We start from the raw sequence: 16,530 nt of genomic DNA on the forward strand, positions 1-16,530 counted from the left end.
GGCGTGGGGCGCCGAAGCCGCCTTACGCCCTGACCTCGCACACATCGACCCATTCGGCCGCGGTCAGCTCGGCCAGCCGCTCGGGCGTGATGCGCACGGCGCTGTGGGTCGAACCTGCCGCCGGCACCACGACGTCGAACGCCTTCAGCGAGACGTCGCAATAAACGGGCAGTGGTGACTTCAGTCCGAATGGGCACACGCCGCCGACCTCGTGCCCGGTGATCTCGGCAACCTCTTCCAGCCCCAGCATCTTCGGCTTGCCGCCGAACGCCGCCTTGACCTTCTTGTTGTCCATGCGCGAGGTGCCGGCCGCGACGATCAGGATCACGCGCTCACCGACGCGCAGCGACAATGTCTTGGCGATCATGCCGGGCTCGACGCCATAGGCCTCGGCGGCCAGCGCCACCGTGGCGGAGCTGATCGGCGATTCCATGACGGTGATGTCGGAGGATTTTTCGGCGAAGAAGGCGCGAACGGATTCCAGGCTCATTCCAGTCGGCTCATTACAGGCTATGGGCAGGCGGCGATTGCTTAGGCGATTCTTGGCAGCTCCGCGAGCGTGCGGATCCGATGGTCCGGCGCAAATCCGAGCTCGTCCATCTGGGTGCGGATCGCCTTGAACAGGGTCAGCGGTGCCACCAGCTCGTTCTCGACGCAAGCCAGCGCCATCGCTTCCGGCGTGACGCGCTCGATCCATGCGACGTTTAGTCCGAACGATTTCGCGCCCGCGGCGTCCCAAGGATTTGAGGAGACGAACAGAACCTCATCGGGCTTGGTGCCGAGCACCTCGCCGATCAGCGCGTAGGCCTCGGGGCTCGGCTTGAAGATCTTCTTGGCATCGACGCTGATGGTGGCATCGAGCAGGCGGTCGAGGCCGGAATTGCGCACCAGCGCATTGAGCATGTCCGGGCTGCCGTTGGAGAGAATGGCGAGTTGTCGTGGCTTCAATGCGCCAAGTGCTGCCGTTGCATCCGGATAGAGATCGAGGTCGAGATATTTCTCGATCACCCGATCGAACGTCTCGACGTCATGGCGGAGCCCGAGCATGCGCAGCGTATAGGCCAGCGAGTCGCGCGTGACGGCCGAAAAATCCTGGTAGCACCGCATCAGCGAGCGCAACCAGGTGTATTCGAGCTGCTTGATCCGCCAGACCTGCGTGATGATTTCGCCGTAGCCCGGGAACGCATCCTCAGTGATCTCCGCGACCGACTGGATGTCGTAGAGCGTCCCGTAGGCGTCGAAGACGACGGCTTTGATCGTCACGCTGACCTCGCTAGATTCCCAACAGCTTGCGCGCGTTGGCCTTGAGCACCTTCGGCCGGATCTCGTCGCGGATGTCGATCTTGGCGAAATCCGACAGCCAGCGGTCGGGCGTGATCACCGGCCAGTCCGAGCCGAACAACATCTTATCCTGAAGGATCGAATTGATATAGCGCACCAAGATCGGCGGGAAGTACTTTGGCGACCAGCCGGACAGGTCGATATAGACGTTCGGCTTGTGGGTCGCGACCGACAGCGCCTCTTCCTGCCAGGGGAAGGAAGGATGGGCGAGGATGATCTTGAGATCGGGGAAATCCGCCGCGACGTCATCCATGTACATCGGGTTGGAATATTTCAGCCGCATCCCCATGCCGCCGGGCATGCCCGAGCCGACGCCGGTCTGGCCGGTGTGGAACAGCGCGATCGCACCGCCATTGTTGATCTCTTCGTAGAGTGGATAGGCCATGCGGTCGTTGGCGTAGAAGCCCTGCATGGTCGGATGGAATTTGAAGCCGCGGACGCCGTATTCCTCGATCAGCTTGCGCGCCTCGCGCACGCCGAGCTTGCCCTTGTGCGGGTCGATCGAGACGAACGGGATGAGCACGTCGAGATGGTCGGAGGCGATCTCCAGCATTTCCTCGTTCTTGTAGCGGCGGAAGCCGGTCTCGCGCTCGGCGTCGACCGGGAAGATCACCGCGGCGATGTTCTTGGAGCGGTAGTAGGCTGCGGTCTCCGGCACGGTCGGCGGATGCTTGTGCGGCGACTTGAAATAGTCGGCCATCTGCGCCTGGAAGTCGTCATAGCCGTCGTCGGGATGGGTGCCGCAGGGCTCCTCGGCGTGGGTATGGATGTCGATGGCGACGACGTCGTCGATATTGGGCAGCTTCAGCTTGGGCATTGGTTTCCTCCCGACGGGTTGCCAAATTGATTATAGGATATAACGAATTTGGCAAGGCGTTGCCGGCCCCAAACCGCAGGTCGCAAAAGTCTTTGCCAGGCTTGGCCGCGAATCGCCGGAATCGGGCCGATCCGGCCGTTTTTACTGTGCGTGGGGTTGTTTTCACGATTTTGCCGGTTCGGACCGGGGCAGTTAACATTGACATGCGGTCCCGCCATGCCTTAAGAACCGCCCCGTCCCGGGCGGTCGTCCGCCGGCGGGGAAAATCTCATTTTGCCACATTCGCGCGTGCCGAAACGGTAGTGCCGAACACGGCCTTTCGAACGTTCAGGATTCTGCCATGAAGGTCCGTAACTCGCTGAAATCGCTGCGCGGTCGCCACCGTGCCAACCGCCTGGTCCGTCGCAAGGGCCGGGTCTATGTGATCAACAAGGTGCAGCGCCGCTTCAAGGCTCGCCAGGGCTGATACGCCCTGTCGGCGGCCGAAGCGCGCCCCCGCAAGACCACGGTCTCACACGAGTTTGACGCCGCCCCTGCTTTGCAAGGGCGGCTTTGCGCGTTTACACTTTCACCATGGCAGTGAGATTCCTTTTCGCGCGCACCCTGTGTCTGGCCCTCGTTTTGGGAACCGGCGGCCTCGCTCCGGCTCTGGCGCAGAATGATCCGGTACCGCCCTCGAAGCAGAAGAAATTGCCGGAGGCGCCGGCAAAGCTGCCGAAAGTCGACCGCGGCAAGATCTCGACTTCCTGTTCGGCGCGCTGAAGGCCGCCCCTGACGAGGCCAGCGCCAAGCATGTCGAGGCGCGGATCTGGGCGATCTGGCTCCAGACCCCCAGCGACACCGCGGCGCTATTGATGGCGCGGGCCAAGACCGCGGTCGATGCCCAGAAGATCGACATCGCGATCAAGCTCCTGGATTCCGTCATCAAGCTCAGGCCCGATTACATCGAAGCCTGGAACCGGCGCGCCACGCTGTATTACATGCAGAACGACTATGGCCGTTCGCTTGCCGACATCCAGCAAGTGCTGGCCCGGGAGCCGCGCCATTTCGGTGCGCTCGCGGGCCTCGGCATGATCATGCAGGAAGTCGGCGACGAGAAACGGGCGCTCGAGGCCTACCGCAAGGCGCTTGCCATCAATCCGCACCTCGAGAAGATACCCGATCAGGTCAAGGCGCTGACCGAAAAGGTCGAAGGCCGCGACATCTAACCTCCAACTCGATCATTTCTTGAGCGAGTGCGGCCTGCGCGGGTTAACCACGATCGCATGCGTCGCATTGCGAGGGTATTGTCGGCGCGCCGGCAAGCCTACCTGCATGGCAGGAGCGAAAGCCATGAAGCGTTTGATCGTTGCGGTTAGCTTGCTGCTGGCGTCGGGGACGGCAAGTCTGGCCGACGGCATGTTCTGGGTGATCGGCAATCGCGCCACCGGCACGTGCACCATCGTGACCAGCAATCCCGTCATCATTGGCGACATCTGGTTCGGCGACGGCCCCTACAAGTCCAAGGCCGATGCCAAGCTCGCCCGCTCGACCATCCGTGCTTGTCCCGCGGTCACCCCCGACGAGGACAAGGCCGAGGACAGCGCGAACTAGGGTCAGTGCAGGACGTTGCCAGCGCGCTCAGTGAGGCCGTGATCGGCCGCTGCGGCATAGGCCTTGGCAAGCTCCGCCTCGAGATGCTCATTGATCAGGAGCAGCGCACGCACCGCACCGCGCAGGTCGCCGCTACAACTCGCCACGATCTCCTCGATCGCGGTGTCGTTCGATCTGAAGCTCATCAAAAATCCTCCGGTTCAAACCAGGACAATCTGCCGGCCATTCCCGCGTTCCTGTGGATTGCGGGGAGGATCGGCGCCCACCCGCGTCTAGATGGCGGAACCGACCGTGGCGATTATATGGAAGCCGCGATGACGACTGCATGAAGCTGTCCCAGGCTTGTGGGTCACTTGAGAAGGACGTTGATTCTACTGTGCTTTTGCGGATCGAGATTATGCAGATATCCACAGCCCCCTCCTTTTCATTGGAAGCGCTGCTTGGGGACCGAAACTGCGGCGCGGCGAGACCCGTAGCTGCGATGTGCCCTGGATTGCCCGGACTCTCTCCATGCTCGTGATCTCAGTCGCGACGGCGCTGATTTTGCTGGCGCTGGTCACGCAGGCGGGAATCATCGCCGTGCAACGCGCGTTTCCGCCGCAGGGACGGATGGTCGAAGTCGAGGGCGCGACGCTTCACGTCGTCGACATCGGTCCGCGCAATGCTGGCCTGCCCATCGTGATGCTGCACGGCGCGAGTTCAGAATCTCGTGGTAATGCGGCGGCCGCTCGGCGATCTCCTCGCAAAAGACCATCGCGTCATCCTGATCGACCGTCCCGGCCATGGCTGGAGCACGCGGGCGCGGCGGCAGGATTCGACGCCGGAGATCCAGGCGCGGATGATCGACGAGGCGCTTGGCAGGCTCGGCATCGATCGCGCGCTCTTCGTCGTGCATTCCTGGAGCGGCGCGCTCGGCGCGCGGCTGGCGCTCGATCATCCGCACCGCGTCGCCGGCCTCGTGATGCTGGCGCCGGTCACCCATCCCTGGCGCGGCGGGGTCGGGCGCTACAACGAGATCATCGCGACCCCCGTCATCGGCCCGCTGCTCGCTTACACCGTCACGCTGCCGCTGGGGTATTTCGTCGCCGAGGCAGGCGCGCGCGACGTCTTCCTGCCGCAGACGATGCCGGACGGTTTCGTGAAGGATTCCGCGACGCCGCTGTTGTTGCGCCCGCGCGAGTTCATCGCCAATGCCTATGACCTGGTGACGCTGAAGGCGTCGGTCGCCGCGCAAGTCTCACGCTATGGCGAGATCAAGGCGCCTGTCACGATCATCGCCGGCGAACCCGACAAGACCGTCTCGACCAACATCCACGCCCGCCCGTTCGCAGCGACGGTGCCGAATGCAAAACTGATCGTGCTGCCCGACCTCGGTCACATGGTGCAGAACGCGGTCCCGGATCTCGTGAAGACTGAAATCAAGACCATGATAGGCAAGATCGCTTCGGTGAACGCGGCCGCTGACTAGCGGCCGCATTGCGCCCGCTTACTGCTTGATCTTACCGTCCTTGTCGAACTGCGAGACGTAAGCCCAGAGATTGTTGATCTCGTTCTCGCTCTTGATGCCGGCGAACGCCATCTTGGTGCCGGGGATCTTGGCCTTCGGGTCCTTGATGTATTCCTTGAACTGCGCCTCGTTCCACGTGATGCCGGAATTCTTGTTTGCATCCGAATAATTGTAGTCCGGTGCGGTGCCGGACTTGCGGCCGTCCAGCCCGTTGAGTTCGGGGCCGACCTTGTTCTTGGCGCCTTCGCCGATCGCATGGCAGGCCAGGCATTTGTTGAACGACGATTTGCCGGCCGCGACATCCTGCGCCATCGCGGTGGAGGCCGTGGCAGTCATGGTGAGAATCATCAGCGCGCCAAAAGTCAGTTTTTTCATCGGGTGCTCTTCGTCTCTTCCCTGGTGGGTGTGTTGCCTGGTCGCGACCATCGAACCTGCCGCTTTTGGCATGGCCCGCTCGGCTTCGACAAGCCACGAAACCATGACAGGTTTCAAGATTTCGGACTTGTCCCAGAGCGAACTCGCCCGAGATCGTCGCTCCGACTTTCGATGGCCTACCCAAATCACCTCGGACGTGGTTGATTTGGCGCGACAAATTGATCGTGGGCTCTCGAGCCGGAAGGATATGTCATGAAGGATGCGTCATGGCCATCATGATGCCCGCGAGCGACGAGGCCGTGCTCGCGCGCCGCGCCGAGATCGTCACAGCGCTACGTGCGATCGTCCCCGGCGAAGGCGTGATCGACAGCGCCGCCGAGATGCGCGCCTATGAATCCGACGGGCTGACGGCCTATCGGCAGCCGCCGATGGTCGTGGTGCTGCCCGATACCACCGAGCAGGTCTCGCTCGTGCTGAAATATTGTGCCGGGCAGGGCATCAAGGTGGTGCCGCGCGGCTCCGGCACGTCGCTCTCCGGCGGCGCGCTGCCGCTGGAAGACGGCGTGCTGCTGGGCCTCGGCAAGTTCAAGCGCATCCGTGAGATCGATTTCGACAACCGCGCGGTCGTCACCGAGCCCGGCGTCACCAATCTCGCGATCAGCCAGGCGGTGGCACATGCCGGCTTCTACTACGCACCCGATCCGTCGTCGCAGATCGCCTGCTCGATCGGCGGCAATGTCGCGGAAAATTCCGGCGGCGTGCACTGCCTGAAATACGGCATGACCACCAACAACGTGCTCGGTTGCGAGATCGTGCTGATGAGCGGCGAAATCCTGCGCATCGGCGGCAAGACGGCGGAGAATTCCGGCTACGATCTGATGGGTGTCATCACCGGCTCCGAAGGCCTGCTCGGCGTCATTACCGAGATCACGGTGCGCATCCTGCAAAAGCCGGAGACGGCGCGCGCGCTGATGGTCGGCTTCGCGCAAGTCGAGGCGGCCGGCGAATGCGTGGCACGGATCATCGGCGCCGGCATCATTCCCGGCGGCATGGAGATGATGGACAAGCCGGCGATTCACGCCGCGGAAGCCTTCGTTCATGCCGGGTATCCGCTCGATGTCGAGGCGCTCCTCATCATCGAACTCGACGGCCCTTCCATCGAGGTCGACGAGCTGATCAGCCGCGTCGAGGCAATCGCGAACGGCTGCGGCTCGACCACCTGCCAGATCTCGACCTCGGAGGCCGAGCGCAATCTGTTCTGGGCCGGCCGGAAAGCTGCGTTTCCCGCGGTGGGCCGCATTTCGCCGGACTATCTCTGCATGGACGGCACGATTCCCCGCGGCGCGCTGCCGAAGGCGCTGGCGCGCATCCGGGAGCTCTCGGAGAAATACCGGCTCGGCTGCGCCAACGTGTTCCACGCCGGCGACGGCAATCTGCACCCGCTGATCCTCTACGACGCCAACAAGCCGGGCGAGATCGAGCGTGCCGAGGCCTTCGGCGCCGACATCCTGCGCGCCTGCGTCGAGTTCGGCGGCGTGCTCACCGGCGAGCACGGCGTCGGCATCGAGAAGCGCGACCTGATGCCGGAGATGTTCAGCGAGATCGACCTCAACCAGCAGCAGCGCCTGAAATGCGCCTTCGACGCGCAGGGCCTGCTCAACCCCGGCAAGGTGTTTCCGACGCTGCACCGCTGCGCCGAGCTTGGCCGCATGCATGTGCACGCGGGCAAGCTGGCTTTCCCGGACATCCCGCGCTTCTAGGCAATCGCGCGGAGGGAAGGGGCTTGCGAGGCAAGCTCTTCCTCCGGGAGCACTTACAGAAGCGCGTATTGAGTCCGCTCTCGCTTGGCGAGCAACGGCAGCGCTTCGCCCGCGATGCAGGTCTTGAAATGTGCGCTGTCCTGGTGCGCCTTGAACGCCGCCTCGTCGCGGAACAGTTCGTAGAACAGGAACTGGGCCGGATTGTCCTTGGCACGGGAGATCAGGAACAATTTGACGCCGCCCTCGCGCTGCGCCTCGGGCAGGAAGCGATCGAGGATTGCGGCGACCTTGTCGGCCTCGCCCGGCTTGGCCTCCCATTGCGCGACGACCAGCAGGCCGCCGCCATCGACGGCCTCGCTGAGAGATTTCTGCGTGGCATAGCGGTTCATGATGTCTGTCTCCATCGGTGGTCTCGATCGTGATCGGTGCAGACTTGTAGCGAGGGCCCCGCCGGTTTTGGTTCGCCGGTGATCGAACTGTCGATGTCGTGAACGCTTCCGTCTCGATCGAAGTGTGGTTGTGGGCCATGGTTGCTTCGGATCGCGCCGGCAATGCTCCCCGGCGTTACGCCGCATTTGATTTTGGGGCCGAATTTCGCTACCCGCTCATCCGTGGATACGCTCAAGGTCAGAGACGCCAGAGACGTCGAAGAGGTGGTGCGCGCGGCGATTGCCAATGAGCAGCCGCTCGAGATCATCGGCCATGGCAGCAAGCGCAGCATCGGGCACATGATGGCGACCAATGCCGTGCTCGACCTCTCCGCGCTGAGCGCGGTGACCGCCTACGAGCCCAACGAACTGATCGTCACGCTTCAGGCCGGTGCGCCGGTCGCGGACGTGCTCTCGCTGATCGATTCCAAGAATCAGCAATTCGCCTTCGAGCCGATCAACACGGCGCCGCTGCTCGGCACGCCCGCGCTCGGAACGATCGGCGGCATGATCGCGGCGGGGCTGGCCGGGCCGCGGCGGATCAAGGCGGGCGGCGCGCGCGACCATCTGCTGGGCGCGCATGCCGTCTCCGGCTTCGGCGACAGCTTCAAAACCGGCGGCAAGGTGGTGAAGAACGTCACCGGCTACGACCTCTGCAAGCTGCTCGCGGGCTCGTGGGGCACCCTGTCCGTAATGACCGAGGTCACGCTGAAGGTGATGCCGAAGCCCGAAGCCGAGCGGACGCTGCTGCTGCGCGGGCTCGATGATGCCGCCGCCAACAAAGCGATGACCGCGGCGCTCGGCTCGCCCTTTGATGTCTCCGGCGCGGCGCACCTGCCGAAATCGGCCTCCCGGGCCGGGACCGACGGGCTTGGCGACATCGCGGGCGAGGGTGATGCGCTCACCGTGCTGCGGCTCGAAGGCATTACCGCCTCGGCCGCCCATCGCGCCGCCTCGCTGCGCGAATTGCTGGCACCGTTCGGAACCGCGACCCTCATCGAGGACGCTGCATCGTCAGCGCTGTGGGCGACGATCCGCGACGTCCTGCCGTTCGCGGCAAGCGGCACGCTGGGGCCGTGGCCGGTGTGGCGGATCGTCTGTCCGCCAGCTTCCGGGGCGGTCCTCGGCGCCCAATTGGCGCGCGAGACCGGCGGCGAGCTCATCTACGATTGGGGCGGTGGACTGATCTGGGCCGCGCTGCCGCCGAAGGACGATGCGCACGCGCCGGCGGTGCGCCGTCACGCCAATGCCGTCGGCGGTCACGCCACGCTGGTCAGGGCGGCCGAGGACGTCAGGCGCAGTATCGATGTGTTCCATCCGCAACCGGCCGGCGTCGCCGCCCTGAGCGAACGGGTCCGCGCCAGTTTCGATCCAAAGACCATTTTGAACCGGGGACGACTGACGCGGGGCGCTGCGGCATGAAGACCGAATTCTCACTAGCCCAGCTCGCTGACCCCGACATCGCGGAAGCCGACAAGATCCTGCGCGCCTGCGTCCATTGCGGCTTCTGCACCGCAACCTGCCCGACCTATGTGCTGCTCGGCGACGAGCTCGATAGCCCGCGCGGCCGGATCTATCTGATCAAGGACATGCTGGAGAAGGACCAGGCGCCGACGCCCGAGGTGGTCAAGCATGTCGACCGTTGCCTCTCGTGCCTTGCCTGCATGACGACGTGCCCCTCGGGGGTGAACTATATGCACCTCGTCGACCAGGCCCGGGTCAGGATCGAACAGCGCTATCGGCGGCCGCTGGCCGAGCGGCTGTTGCGTCAGGTGCTGGCGTTCGTCCTGCCCGACCCGCAGCGGTTTCGCCTGAGTATGCAACTGGCGCGGCTGGCCCGGCCCCTCGCTGTCTTCCTGCCGACCCCGCGACCGTCGGCTACCCCCGGCCTGATCCAGCGGATCAAGGCGATGCTGGCGCTGGCGCCGGGCCGGCTGCCGCCGCCGGGCCCCGCTCCCGGCAGCGTGTTTGCTGCCCTCGGCAAGAAGCGCGGGCGGGTCGCGCTGCTCCAGGGCTGCGCCCAGCAGGTGCTGGCGCCGCGCATCAACCAGGCCGCCATCAGCCTTCTGACCCGGCACGGGATCGAGGTCGTCCTGGTCAAGGACGAACAATGCTGCGGGGCGCTCACCCATCACCTCGGCCATGACGATGACGCGCTGGCGCGCGCGCGCGCCAATGTTCTGGCGTGGCAGAAGGAGGCGGCAGGCGAGGGGCTCGACGCCATCCTGGTGACGGCGTCCGGCTGCGGCACGGTGATCAAGGACTACGGCTATCTGCTGCGCGAGGACCGTGCGTTTGCCGCCGATGCCGCGCGGGTATCCGCGCTCGCAAAGGACATCACCGAATACGTGGCCGGTCTCGGACTCGCGCCGACGGCGCGACAGGACAACATCGTCGTCGCCTATCACTCCGCGTGTTCGTTGCAGCACGGGCAGAAAATCACAGGCCTTCCGAAAGAATTGCTTTCCAAGAATGGATTCGTGGTGAAAGATGTGCCGGAGAGCCATTTGTGTTGCGGTTCGGCGGGGACTTACAACATTCTCCAGCCCGACCTTGCGGGCAGGTTGCGCGATCGCAAGGTCGCCAACATCGCGAGCGTCAAGCCGGACATGATTGCCGCGGGCAATATCGGCTGCATGGTGCAGATTGCCAGTGGCACGTCAGTCCCGGTCGTACACACGATTGAGCTTCTCGATTGGGCTACGGGCGGGTCGCGGCCGGCATTGAATTCGTCGAGCTGAGCTTTCGTCCCGAGGTGACGGCTGAAGACCCCGATCGACCATTGTTCGGCGACAACAGGAGGACCACGATGGCGAAAGCGAAGAAGAAGAAAAGCAAGAAGGCCAAAAAGGCCAAAAAGGTTGTAGCGGCGAAGAAGAAGACCGCGACCAAGGCCGGCAAGAAGAAGTCGGGCAAGGTATCAGCGAAGAAGGCCGCCAAGAAGTCTGCAAAGAAATCGGCCAAGAAGGCTGCGCCAAAGAAGGCTGCCGAGAAAGTCGCGAAGAAAGCCGCGCCGAAGAAGAGCGCCGCCAAGAAGAAGACGACCAAGGCCAAGCCGGCTCCGACGGCTGCACCGGCTCCCGCTGCCGAGCCGGCAGCAGAGACAAGCTGGGCGATGCCTTCATCCGCGGGGGACGGGGCGTCGGCCGAAGGGCAGGGCTGAGACCCTCTCCTACCTCCTTCAGAAGCGACTCCAGACAGAAAGGCCGTAGCGGCGACGCTGCGGCCTTTTTGCATCCTTGTAGGCGCTTCTGGCGGCCGCTGCTTCTCGCCTCACCTTGATTCGTAGCGTGGAAGCCACGTCCCCTGAGCTTTCCGTACTTCCACGGCCTCTCCTGTGCCCGATCGCATGCAAATCATGTGGTCTAGAAGCAACACCGACTGACAACCTTTCGTGGAATCGTCAGAACGCCCAAAAAGTCGGCAGATGCTCGTGTTTTTTGCTTCACGGTTGGGGTTCCTCGATCCAAGTTGCCGCAGTTAGGAAATTTGCAATCAGGTCGGGTGTCCCGGGGGGCCTCCGGAGCTCGACCGGGGTCTAGAACTGGTATTGGGGATCGAGATGAAGAAAGTGACTTTGTTGGCAACGGCGCTGGCAATGGTGACGGGTTCGGCTTTCGCGGCGGATATGCCCTTGAAGGCCGTGAAGGCGCCTCCGGTGGCCGCGTTCGACCCCTGGGACGTCGCCTTCGGCGGCGCGATCATGAGCGACTACATCTTCCGCGGTGTCACTCAGTCGAACCACCAGCCCTCGGTCGCTGCCTATTTCGAGCCGCGCTACAACGTCACCAAGGACCTCCAGCTCTACGTCGGCGTGTCCGCGGAGAGCATCTCCTTCGCCAACCGCGCTGCCGCTGAAGTCGACATCTACGGCGGTATCCGCCCGACCTTCGGCGCCTTCGCCTTCGACATCGGTGTCTGGGGCTACCTGTACCCGGGTGGAAGCTGCGCCGACAACGTGCTCACCGGTGGCATTCCGGGTGGCGGCGTTTGCCCGGTCAGCACCACGACCATCTTTCTCGGCGATGGCAACGTCATGAAGAAGGACGTCAGCTTCTTCGAAGTCTATGGCAAGGTGAACTACACCATCAACGACAACTGGACGGTCGGCGCGACCGAGTTCTACTCGCCGAATTTCCTGAACTCGGGCGCCTGGGGCAACTACGCGTCATTGACCGCGAAGTGGACCGCGCCGAGCACGACGTTTGGCGCCTCGGGCGTCGGCATGTACGTTTCGGGTGAGTTCGGCCGGCAGTGGTTCGGCACGTCGGACGCCTTCTACGGCACCGGTGCCGGCACCGTTTTCGCCAACGGTATCCCCTACAAGGACTACAATACCTGGAACCTCGGCGTCGGCTTCACCTACAAGGTGTTCACGCTGGATCTGCGTTACTCCGGCACCGATCTGAACAAGGGTGATTGCAACGCCTTCACCAGCGCCTTCAACGCCACCGGCACGACCAACGTGACCCCGATCAACCCGGGCGGCGCCGGCTCGAACTGGTGCGGCTCGGCGGGCATCGCCAAGCTGTCCTTCGACCTGACGGCGATGAGCAACCTGAAGTAAGTTTCTTCCCGAACGACTTGACGAGGGCGGCAGAGCAATCTGCCGCCCTTTTGCTTTGGTCTGAAGCCGCTCCGCGGGTCGTCATGCCCGGGCTTGTCCCGCATGCGCGGCCGAAGCCGCTTCGGCGAGGCGAAGGCCCGGCATCCGCGTTCTCTGGCGCCGTGAAATAACTCGTGGATGGCCGGGACAAGCCCGGCCATGACAATGCGGAGATGTCGGTGAACAGGATTGCCGACTTCGCAATGGGGACGGCCTGGTTTCAGTTCGCAGTCGGAGCGGCCGGGCTCATCTTGCGCCTCAGCCCGCCGTGCTCGGCTCCGCCTTGGCCCGCTCATCGCTGAGGACGTGGACGTCGCCGTCCTCGACCATCGCCACCTTGCGGGTGTGGAAGGCGTCGAGGGTCGAGCGATGGCCGATCGAGACGATGGTGGCCTGCGGCAGCTTGTCCGCCAATAACCGATACAGCCGGGCCTCGGAGGGCTCGTCGAGTGACGCGGTGGCCTCATCCAGGAACAGGTAGTCGGGCGCGTGCAGCAGCGCGCGTGCGAGCCCCAGGCGCTGCTGCTCGCCGAGCGACAGCATTCTATTCCAATGGCCGTCCTCGTTGAGCCGTTCGGCCAGATCGGGCAGCCCGACCGCGAGCAGCGCATTCTCGATCTGCTCGGGTGGAAACATTCCGCGCGCGGCAGGATAGACCACGGCATCCGCGAGCGGGCCGACCGGGAAATAGGGGCGTTGCGGCAGCATCATGAGCTTGGCGTTGCCGGGCACGGCGATGTTGCCAGTGCCGAACGGCCAGATGCCCGCGACGGCGCGAAACAGCGTCGACTTGCCGGAGCCGGACGGCCCGGTGACCAGCACCCGCTCCGACGGGCGGATGGCGAAAGCGTCGGCCGAGACCAGCGGCTTGCCGTTGGGCAGTTTCACCAGCAGCTGCTCGAGCGCGATTGCCGTGCCGCTGGCGGACGGCGCGAGGCCGATGGTCGGCTCGTGCTCTGCGAGGTGAGCTGCGGAGTTGACCGACATCTCGAAGCCGTCGAGACGGGCGACCACCGAGCGCCATTCTGCGATCGTGCGGTAGGATGTCACGAAGAACGACAGCGCATCCTGTACGGTGCCGAATGCCGAGCCGGTCTGCATCATGTCGCCGAGCTGAATGCTCTTGGCGAAATAGGCCGGAGCCACCACCACATAGGGAAAGATCACCGCGGCCTGCCCGTAGCTGGCAGTGAAGGTGGTAAGGCGCTTGGTTCGGCTCATGATCGCGTACCAGTTCTCGATCACGGATCCGAAGCGGCGCAACAGTCCCTCGCGTTCGGCGCCCTCTCCCTTGAGCAGCGCGATCTGTTCGGAGTTTTCGCGTACCCGCATCAGGTTGAAACGGAAGTCTGCTTCATAGCGCTGCTGCTCGAAATAAAGATTGATGAGCGGTGCGCCGACCCAGTGCGTCAGCGCAGTACCCAGGATGGCATAAGCCAGCGCAGACCAGAGCAGGAAGCCGGGAATGACGATATCGGTGCCGAAAAGATGCAGGGGCGCCTTGTTGGACAGTCCCCACAGGATCACCATGAAGGACGCCAGCGTCACGATGGACGAAAGCAGACCCAAGCCAATGCTGAGCGTCTGCTCGACGAAATTCCTGACGTCGTCGGTGATGCGCTGGTCGGGGTTGTCGGCCGCATCGCCTTTGAGCTGCATGCGATAGTGCGTGGCGCCCTGGAGCCATTCGCCAAGATAGCGCCCCGTCAGCCAATTCCGCCAGCGGATCTGGAGCCACTGGTTGAGGTAGAGCTTGTAGACCTGCAGCGCGATATAGATCGTGGCGAGGACGAGGAAGATCCAAATCTCCTTGACGAAATTATCGAGCTCATACGCCTGAAGTGCGTTGAAGAACCGGTTCTGCCACTGGCTGAGCAGGACATTGACCGCGACCAGCGCCAACTCCATCGCGATCACCGCGGCCAGCAGGCCGCGGCCGGCCCATTTGTCCTCCGATCGGAAATAGGGGCCGGCGATTCGCCAGACGGTCGCGAGCGTGGCGCTGATGTTCTTCACAGAGCTCAGTCTCCTGCGGGGGTGTGCGCAAATGCCCGAAGCCAAACGGCTGAGGCAATGGCGAGGATAAGCGCGCTTAGACTAAAGTCGCAAATTGTGCAATTTGCGTTGGCTTGTCCGGGCTTGCGACCCTAGCATGGGCGCAACGGCGCGGGGTGGGGGCCTCCGGGACTTCGCGGGCTTGTGAGCGGGCGGGAACAGCCGCATTCGCAACAGATTCGCAAAAAGTGCACAGGCGCCCTCAGCATCACGCCAGGCAGGCTCCGCATCCACGCTGGCGGCCTTGCCACATAAACGCGTGGGGGAGGAAGATTATGTGGAATCAAATCTACGATCCGCTGCACAGCCCGGTGCTGTCGACGATCGCGGCGGCGGTACCGGTCGTCACGCTGCTGGTCCTGATCGCAAGCGGGCGCGTTCAGGCTCACATCGCAGCCATCGTCGCCGTGATCGTGACCAACCTGATCACGATCTTCGTTTTCACCATGCCGGTGAACATGTCGATCCGCGCCTCGATCCTGGGCATCGTGACCGGCTTCTTTCCGATCGGCTGGATCGTCCTCAACGTCATCTTCCTCTACCAGGTGACGGTGACGACCGGGCGCTTCGAGCTTTTGAAGCGTGCTGTTGGCGGCGTCACCGAGGACCGGCGGCTGCAACTCCTGCTGATCGCCTTCTCCTTCGGCGCCTTCTTCGAGGGCGCTTCGGGCTTCGGCACGCCGGTGGCGATCACCGGTGCCGTGCTGATCGGCCTCGGCTTCTCGCCGCTCGCGGCTAGCGGCCTGTCGCTGATCGCCAACACCGCGCCGGTCGCCTTCGGTGCGCTGGGCACGCCGATCCAGGGTCTCGCCTCGGTCACCGGGCTCGATCCCTACATCCTCGGCGCGATGGTCGGGCGGCAATTGCCGCTGTTCTCGCTGATCGTACCGTTCTGGGTGGTGTGGGCGTTCGCGGGCTGGAAGGGCATGAAGGACATCTGGCCGGCGATCCTCGTCACCGGCGTGTCGTTCGCGGTCCCGCAATTCGTGATCTCGAACTACGTCAATCCCTGGATCGTCGATATCGGCGCGTCGCTCATCTCGATGGGCGCTCTGATCCTGTTCCTGAAGGTGTGGCAGCCGCGGCAGCTCTGGTTGTCGCCGGCACTGCGCGGTCACGATGAATCAGCTTCGACCATGGCCACGGCAAAGCCGCTCGACAAGACGCCGCTCACGCAGGGTGAACTGTTCAGCGCGCTGCTGCCGTGGATCATCGTCTGCATCGTGATGCTGATCTGGGGCAACGGCGCATTCAAGACCTGGGCGAACGGCATCTTCACCTGGAACTATGCCGTTCCCGAACTGCACCAGATGATCAACAAGATGCCGCCGGTGGCCCCAGCACCGACCAAGGAAGGCGCGGTGTTCGGCTTCACCTACCTGTCGTTCACGGGTACGGGCATGCTGATCGCGGCGATCATCTCAGGCTTCCTGATGGGCGTCGGTCCCGGCAGGCTGCTGACCGAGTATGGCCGCACCATCCGGCTCTGCGCGATCTCGCTGATCACGATCTCGGCGATGCTCGCGATCGGCACGCTGACGCGGCTGTCCGGGGTCGACGCGACGCTGGGTCTCGCCTTTGCCGCAACCGGCGTGCTCTATCCCTTCTTCGGCACGCTGCTCGGTTGGCTCGGCGTGGCGCTGACCGGGTCGGACACGTCCTCGAACATCCTGTTCGGCAACCTCCAGAAGATCACCTCGCAGCAGCTCGGCCTGTCGCCGATCCTGATGGCGGCGGCGAACTCGTCCGGCGGTGTGATGGGCAAGATGATCGATGCGCAATCGATCGTGGTCGCGTCGACCGCCACCAACTGGTACGGCCATGAGGGCAAGATCCTGCGTTTCGTGTTCTGGCACTCGATCGTGCTGGCCTCGCTGGTCGGCGTGTTCGTGACGTTGCAGGCCTATGTCTGGCCGTTCACGGCGCTGGTCCTGAAATAGCGGGCGACGTCCGGCTTCGACGCAAATCCCCGCGGGCTCGTCCTGCGGGGATTTTTGTGGCTTGAATCGGCGAACCTTCTCAAAGGCCTCGCCGTCTTATAGAAGATC

15 protein-coding genes and 2 pseudogenes are annotated in these 16,530 nt (G+C 63.8%); 10 read left to right on the top strand and 7 right to left on the bottom strand.

Translation table 11 applies throughout. The features are described 5' to 3' along the window. Positions 1 to 22: 22 nt before the first annotated feature. From AB8Z38_RS28035 to AB8Z38_RS28045, 3 genes are read right to left on the bottom strand one after another with little or no spacing between them, the layout of a single operon-like run. Positions 23 to 490, bottom strand: coding sequence for a YbaK/EbsC family protein (locus AB8Z38_RS28035; RefSeq protein ID WP_369720919.1), 468 nt, complete (start codon positions 488 to 490; stop codon positions 23 to 25). Between the two features lie 41 nt (positions 491 to 531). Beyond that, the gene (locus AB8Z38_RS28040) at positions 532 to 1,263 is read right to left on the bottom strand and encodes a haloacid dehalogenase type II (RefSeq protein ID WP_369720920.1); all 732 of its coding nucleotides are present in this window, start codon (positions 1,261 to 1,263) and stop codon (positions 532 to 534) included. A 10-nt stretch (positions 1,264 to 1,273) separates the two neighbouring features. Further along, a complete protein-coding gene (locus AB8Z38_RS28045; protein WP_007596981.1) occupies positions 1,274 to 2,158 on the bottom strand; it encodes a 4-hydroxyphenyl-beta-ketoacyl-CoA hydrolase in 885 nt (294 codons plus the stop codon). Positions 2,159 to 2,498: 340 nt separating this feature from the next. Here AB8Z38_RS28045 and ykgO point away from each other — a divergent pair, with 340 nt between their 5' ends. From ykgO to AB8Z38_RS28060, 3 genes and pseudogenes are all read left to right on the top strand, one after another. Continuing rightward, on the top strand, positions 2,499 to 2,624 hold the full coding sequence (ykgO, locus tag AB8Z38_RS28050) for a type B 50S ribosomal protein L36 (RefSeq protein WP_006611362.1): 126 nt from the start codon (positions 2,499 to 2,501) through the stop codon (positions 2,622 to 2,624). Between the two features lie 107 nt (positions 2,625 to 2,731). Further along, a pseudogene (locus AB8Z38_RS28055) lies at positions 2,732 to 3,366 on the top strand (tetratricopeptide repeat protein). 124 nt (positions 3,367 to 3,490) lie between these two features. After that, on the top strand, positions 3,491 to 3,751 hold the full coding sequence (locus tag AB8Z38_RS28060; protein WP_369720921.1) for a hypothetical protein: 261 nt from the start codon (positions 3,491 to 3,493) through the stop codon (positions 3,749 to 3,751). 2 nt (positions 3,752 to 3,753) lie between these two features. Here AB8Z38_RS28060 and AB8Z38_RS28065 read toward each other — a convergent pair whose 3' ends face one another. Continuing rightward, the gene (locus AB8Z38_RS28065) at positions 3,754 to 3,936 is read right to left on the bottom strand and encodes a hypothetical protein (RefSeq protein ID WP_369720922.1); all 183 of its coding nucleotides are present in this window, start codon (positions 3,934 to 3,936) and stop codon (positions 3,754 to 3,756) included. A gap of 325 nt (positions 3,937 to 4,261) precedes the next feature. Here AB8Z38_RS28065 and AB8Z38_RS28070 point away from each other — a divergent pair. Continuing rightward, positions 4,262 to 5,219 (top strand): annotated as a pseudogene (locus AB8Z38_RS28070) (alpha/beta fold hydrolase). Positions 5,220 to 5,237: 18 nt separating this feature from the next. Here AB8Z38_RS28070 and cycA read toward each other — a convergent pair. Then, positions 5,238 to 5,633 (bottom strand): cytochrome c-550 CycA, encoded by a 396-nt coding sequence (cycA, locus tag AB8Z38_RS28075; RefSeq protein WP_369720923.1) that lies wholly within the window; start codon positions 5,631 to 5,633, stop codon positions 5,238 to 5,240. Positions 5,634 to 5,899: 266 nt separating this feature from the next. On the opposite strand from cycA, the gene AB8Z38_RS28080 reads away from it, so the two are divergent. Beyond that, positions 5,900 to 7,393 (top strand): FAD-linked oxidase C-terminal domain-containing protein, encoded by a 1,494-nt coding sequence (locus AB8Z38_RS28080; protein ID WP_369720924.1) that lies wholly within the window; start codon positions 5,900 to 5,902, stop codon positions 7,391 to 7,393. A gap of 53 nt (positions 7,394 to 7,446) precedes the next feature. On the opposite strand, the gene AB8Z38_RS28085 is transcribed toward AB8Z38_RS28080, so the two are convergent. Then, positions 7,447 to 7,797 carry a putative quinol monooxygenase gene (locus tag AB8Z38_RS28085; protein ID WP_369720925.1) on the bottom strand — a complete coding sequence of 117 codons (351 nt, stop codon included), beginning with the start codon at positions 7,795 to 7,797 and terminating at the stop codon, positions 7,447 to 7,449. 207 nt (positions 7,798 to 8,004) lie between these two features. On the opposite strand from AB8Z38_RS28085, the gene AB8Z38_RS28090 reads away from it, so the two are divergent. From AB8Z38_RS28090 to AB8Z38_RS28105, 4 genes are all read left to right on the top strand, one after another. Beyond that, positions 8,005 to 9,243 carry an FAD-binding protein gene (locus tag AB8Z38_RS28090; protein ID WP_369726626.1) on the top strand — a complete coding sequence of 413 codons (1,239 nt, stop codon included), beginning with the start codon at positions 8,005 to 8,007 and terminating at the stop codon, positions 9,241 to 9,243. Next, entirely contained in the window at positions 9,240 to 10,562 is a 1,323-nt protein-coding gene (gene glcF / locus AB8Z38_RS28095; protein WP_369720926.1) for a glycolate oxidase subunit GlcF, read from the top strand. Before AB8Z38_RS28090 ends, glcF begins: the two co-directional genes overlap by 4 nt. A gap of 68 nt (positions 10,563 to 10,630) precedes the next feature. Further along, entirely contained in the window at positions 10,631 to 10,984 is a 354-nt protein-coding gene (locus AB8Z38_RS28100; RefSeq protein WP_369720927.1) for a histone, read from the top strand. A 399-nt stretch (positions 10,985 to 11,383) separates the two neighbouring features. Further along, positions 11,384 to 12,388 carry a TorF family putative porin gene (locus tag AB8Z38_RS28105; RefSeq protein ID WP_369720928.1) on the top strand — a complete coding sequence of 335 codons (1,005 nt, stop codon included), beginning with the start codon at positions 11,384 to 11,386 and terminating at the stop codon, positions 12,386 to 12,388. Between the two features lie 297 nt (positions 12,389 to 12,685). Here AB8Z38_RS28105 and AB8Z38_RS28110 read toward each other — a convergent pair whose 3' ends face one another. After that, positions 12,686 to 14,443, bottom strand: a complete 1,758-nt coding sequence (locus tag AB8Z38_RS28110) for an ABC transporter ATP-binding protein/permease (RefSeq protein ID WP_369720929.1) — start codon at positions 14,441 to 14,443, stop codon at positions 12,686 to 12,688. Between the two features lie 314 nt (positions 14,444 to 14,757). Between AB8Z38_RS28110 and AB8Z38_RS28115 the strand changes: the two genes are divergently transcribed. Beyond that, complete coding sequence (locus tag AB8Z38_RS28115) at positions 14,758 to 16,422, top strand: L-lactate permease (RefSeq protein ID WP_369720930.1); 1,665 nt, start codon at positions 14,758 to 14,760, stop codon at positions 16,420 to 16,422. The last annotated feature ends 108 nt before the right edge of the window (positions 16,423 to 16,530 follow it).

The sequence above is a fragment of the Bradyrhizobium sp. LLZ17 genome, assembly GCF_041200145.1.
In the GTDB taxonomy this organism is placed as follows: domain Bacteria; phylum Pseudomonadota; class Alphaproteobacteria; order Rhizobiales; family Xanthobacteraceae; genus Bradyrhizobium.

Coding starts and splice junctions, on each gene's coding strand:
- cycA (WP_369720923.1), bottom strand. CDS start 5,633: ATGAAAAAACTGACTTTTGGCGCGCTGATGATTCTCACCATGACTGCC.
- AB8Z38_RS28085 (WP_369720925.1), bottom strand. CDS start 7,797: ATGGAGACAGACATCATGAACCGCTATGCCACGCAGAAATCTCTCAGC.
- AB8Z38_RS28060 (WP_369720921.1), top strand. CDS start 3,491: ATGAAGCGTTTGATCGTTGCGGTTAGCTTGCTGCTGGCGTCGGGGACG.
- AB8Z38_RS28080 (WP_369720924.1), top strand. CDS start 5,900: ATGGCCATCATGATGCCCGCGAGCGACGAGGCCGTGCTCGCGCGCCGC.
- ykgO (WP_006611362.1), top strand. CDS start 2,499: ATGAAGGTCCGTAACTCGCTGAAATCGCTGCGCGGTCGCCACCGTGCC.
- AB8Z38_RS28035 (WP_369720919.1), bottom strand. CDS start 490: ATGAGCCTGGAATCCGTTCGCGCCTTCTTCGCCGAAAAATCCTCCGAC.
- AB8Z38_RS28065 (WP_369720922.1), bottom strand. CDS start 3,936: ATGAGCTTCAGATCGAACGACACCGCGATCGAGGAGATCGTGGCGAGT.
- AB8Z38_RS28045 (WP_007596981.1), bottom strand. CDS start 2,158: ATGCCCAAGCTGAAGCTGCCCAATATCGACGACGTCGTCGCCATCGAC.
- AB8Z38_RS28105 (WP_369720928.1), top strand. CDS start 11,384: ATGAAGAAAGTGACTTTGTTGGCAACGGCGCTGGCAATGGTGACGGGT.
- glcF (WP_369720926.1), top strand. CDS start 9,240: ATGAAGACCGAATTCTCACTAGCCCAGCTCGCTGACCCCGACATCGCG.
- AB8Z38_RS28100 (WP_369720927.1), top strand. CDS start 10,631: ATGGCGAAAGCGAAGAAGAAGAAAAGCAAGAAGGCCAAAAAGGCCAAA.
- AB8Z38_RS28115 (WP_369720930.1), top strand. CDS start 14,758: ATGTGGAATCAAATCTACGATCCGCTGCACAGCCCGGTGCTGTCGACG.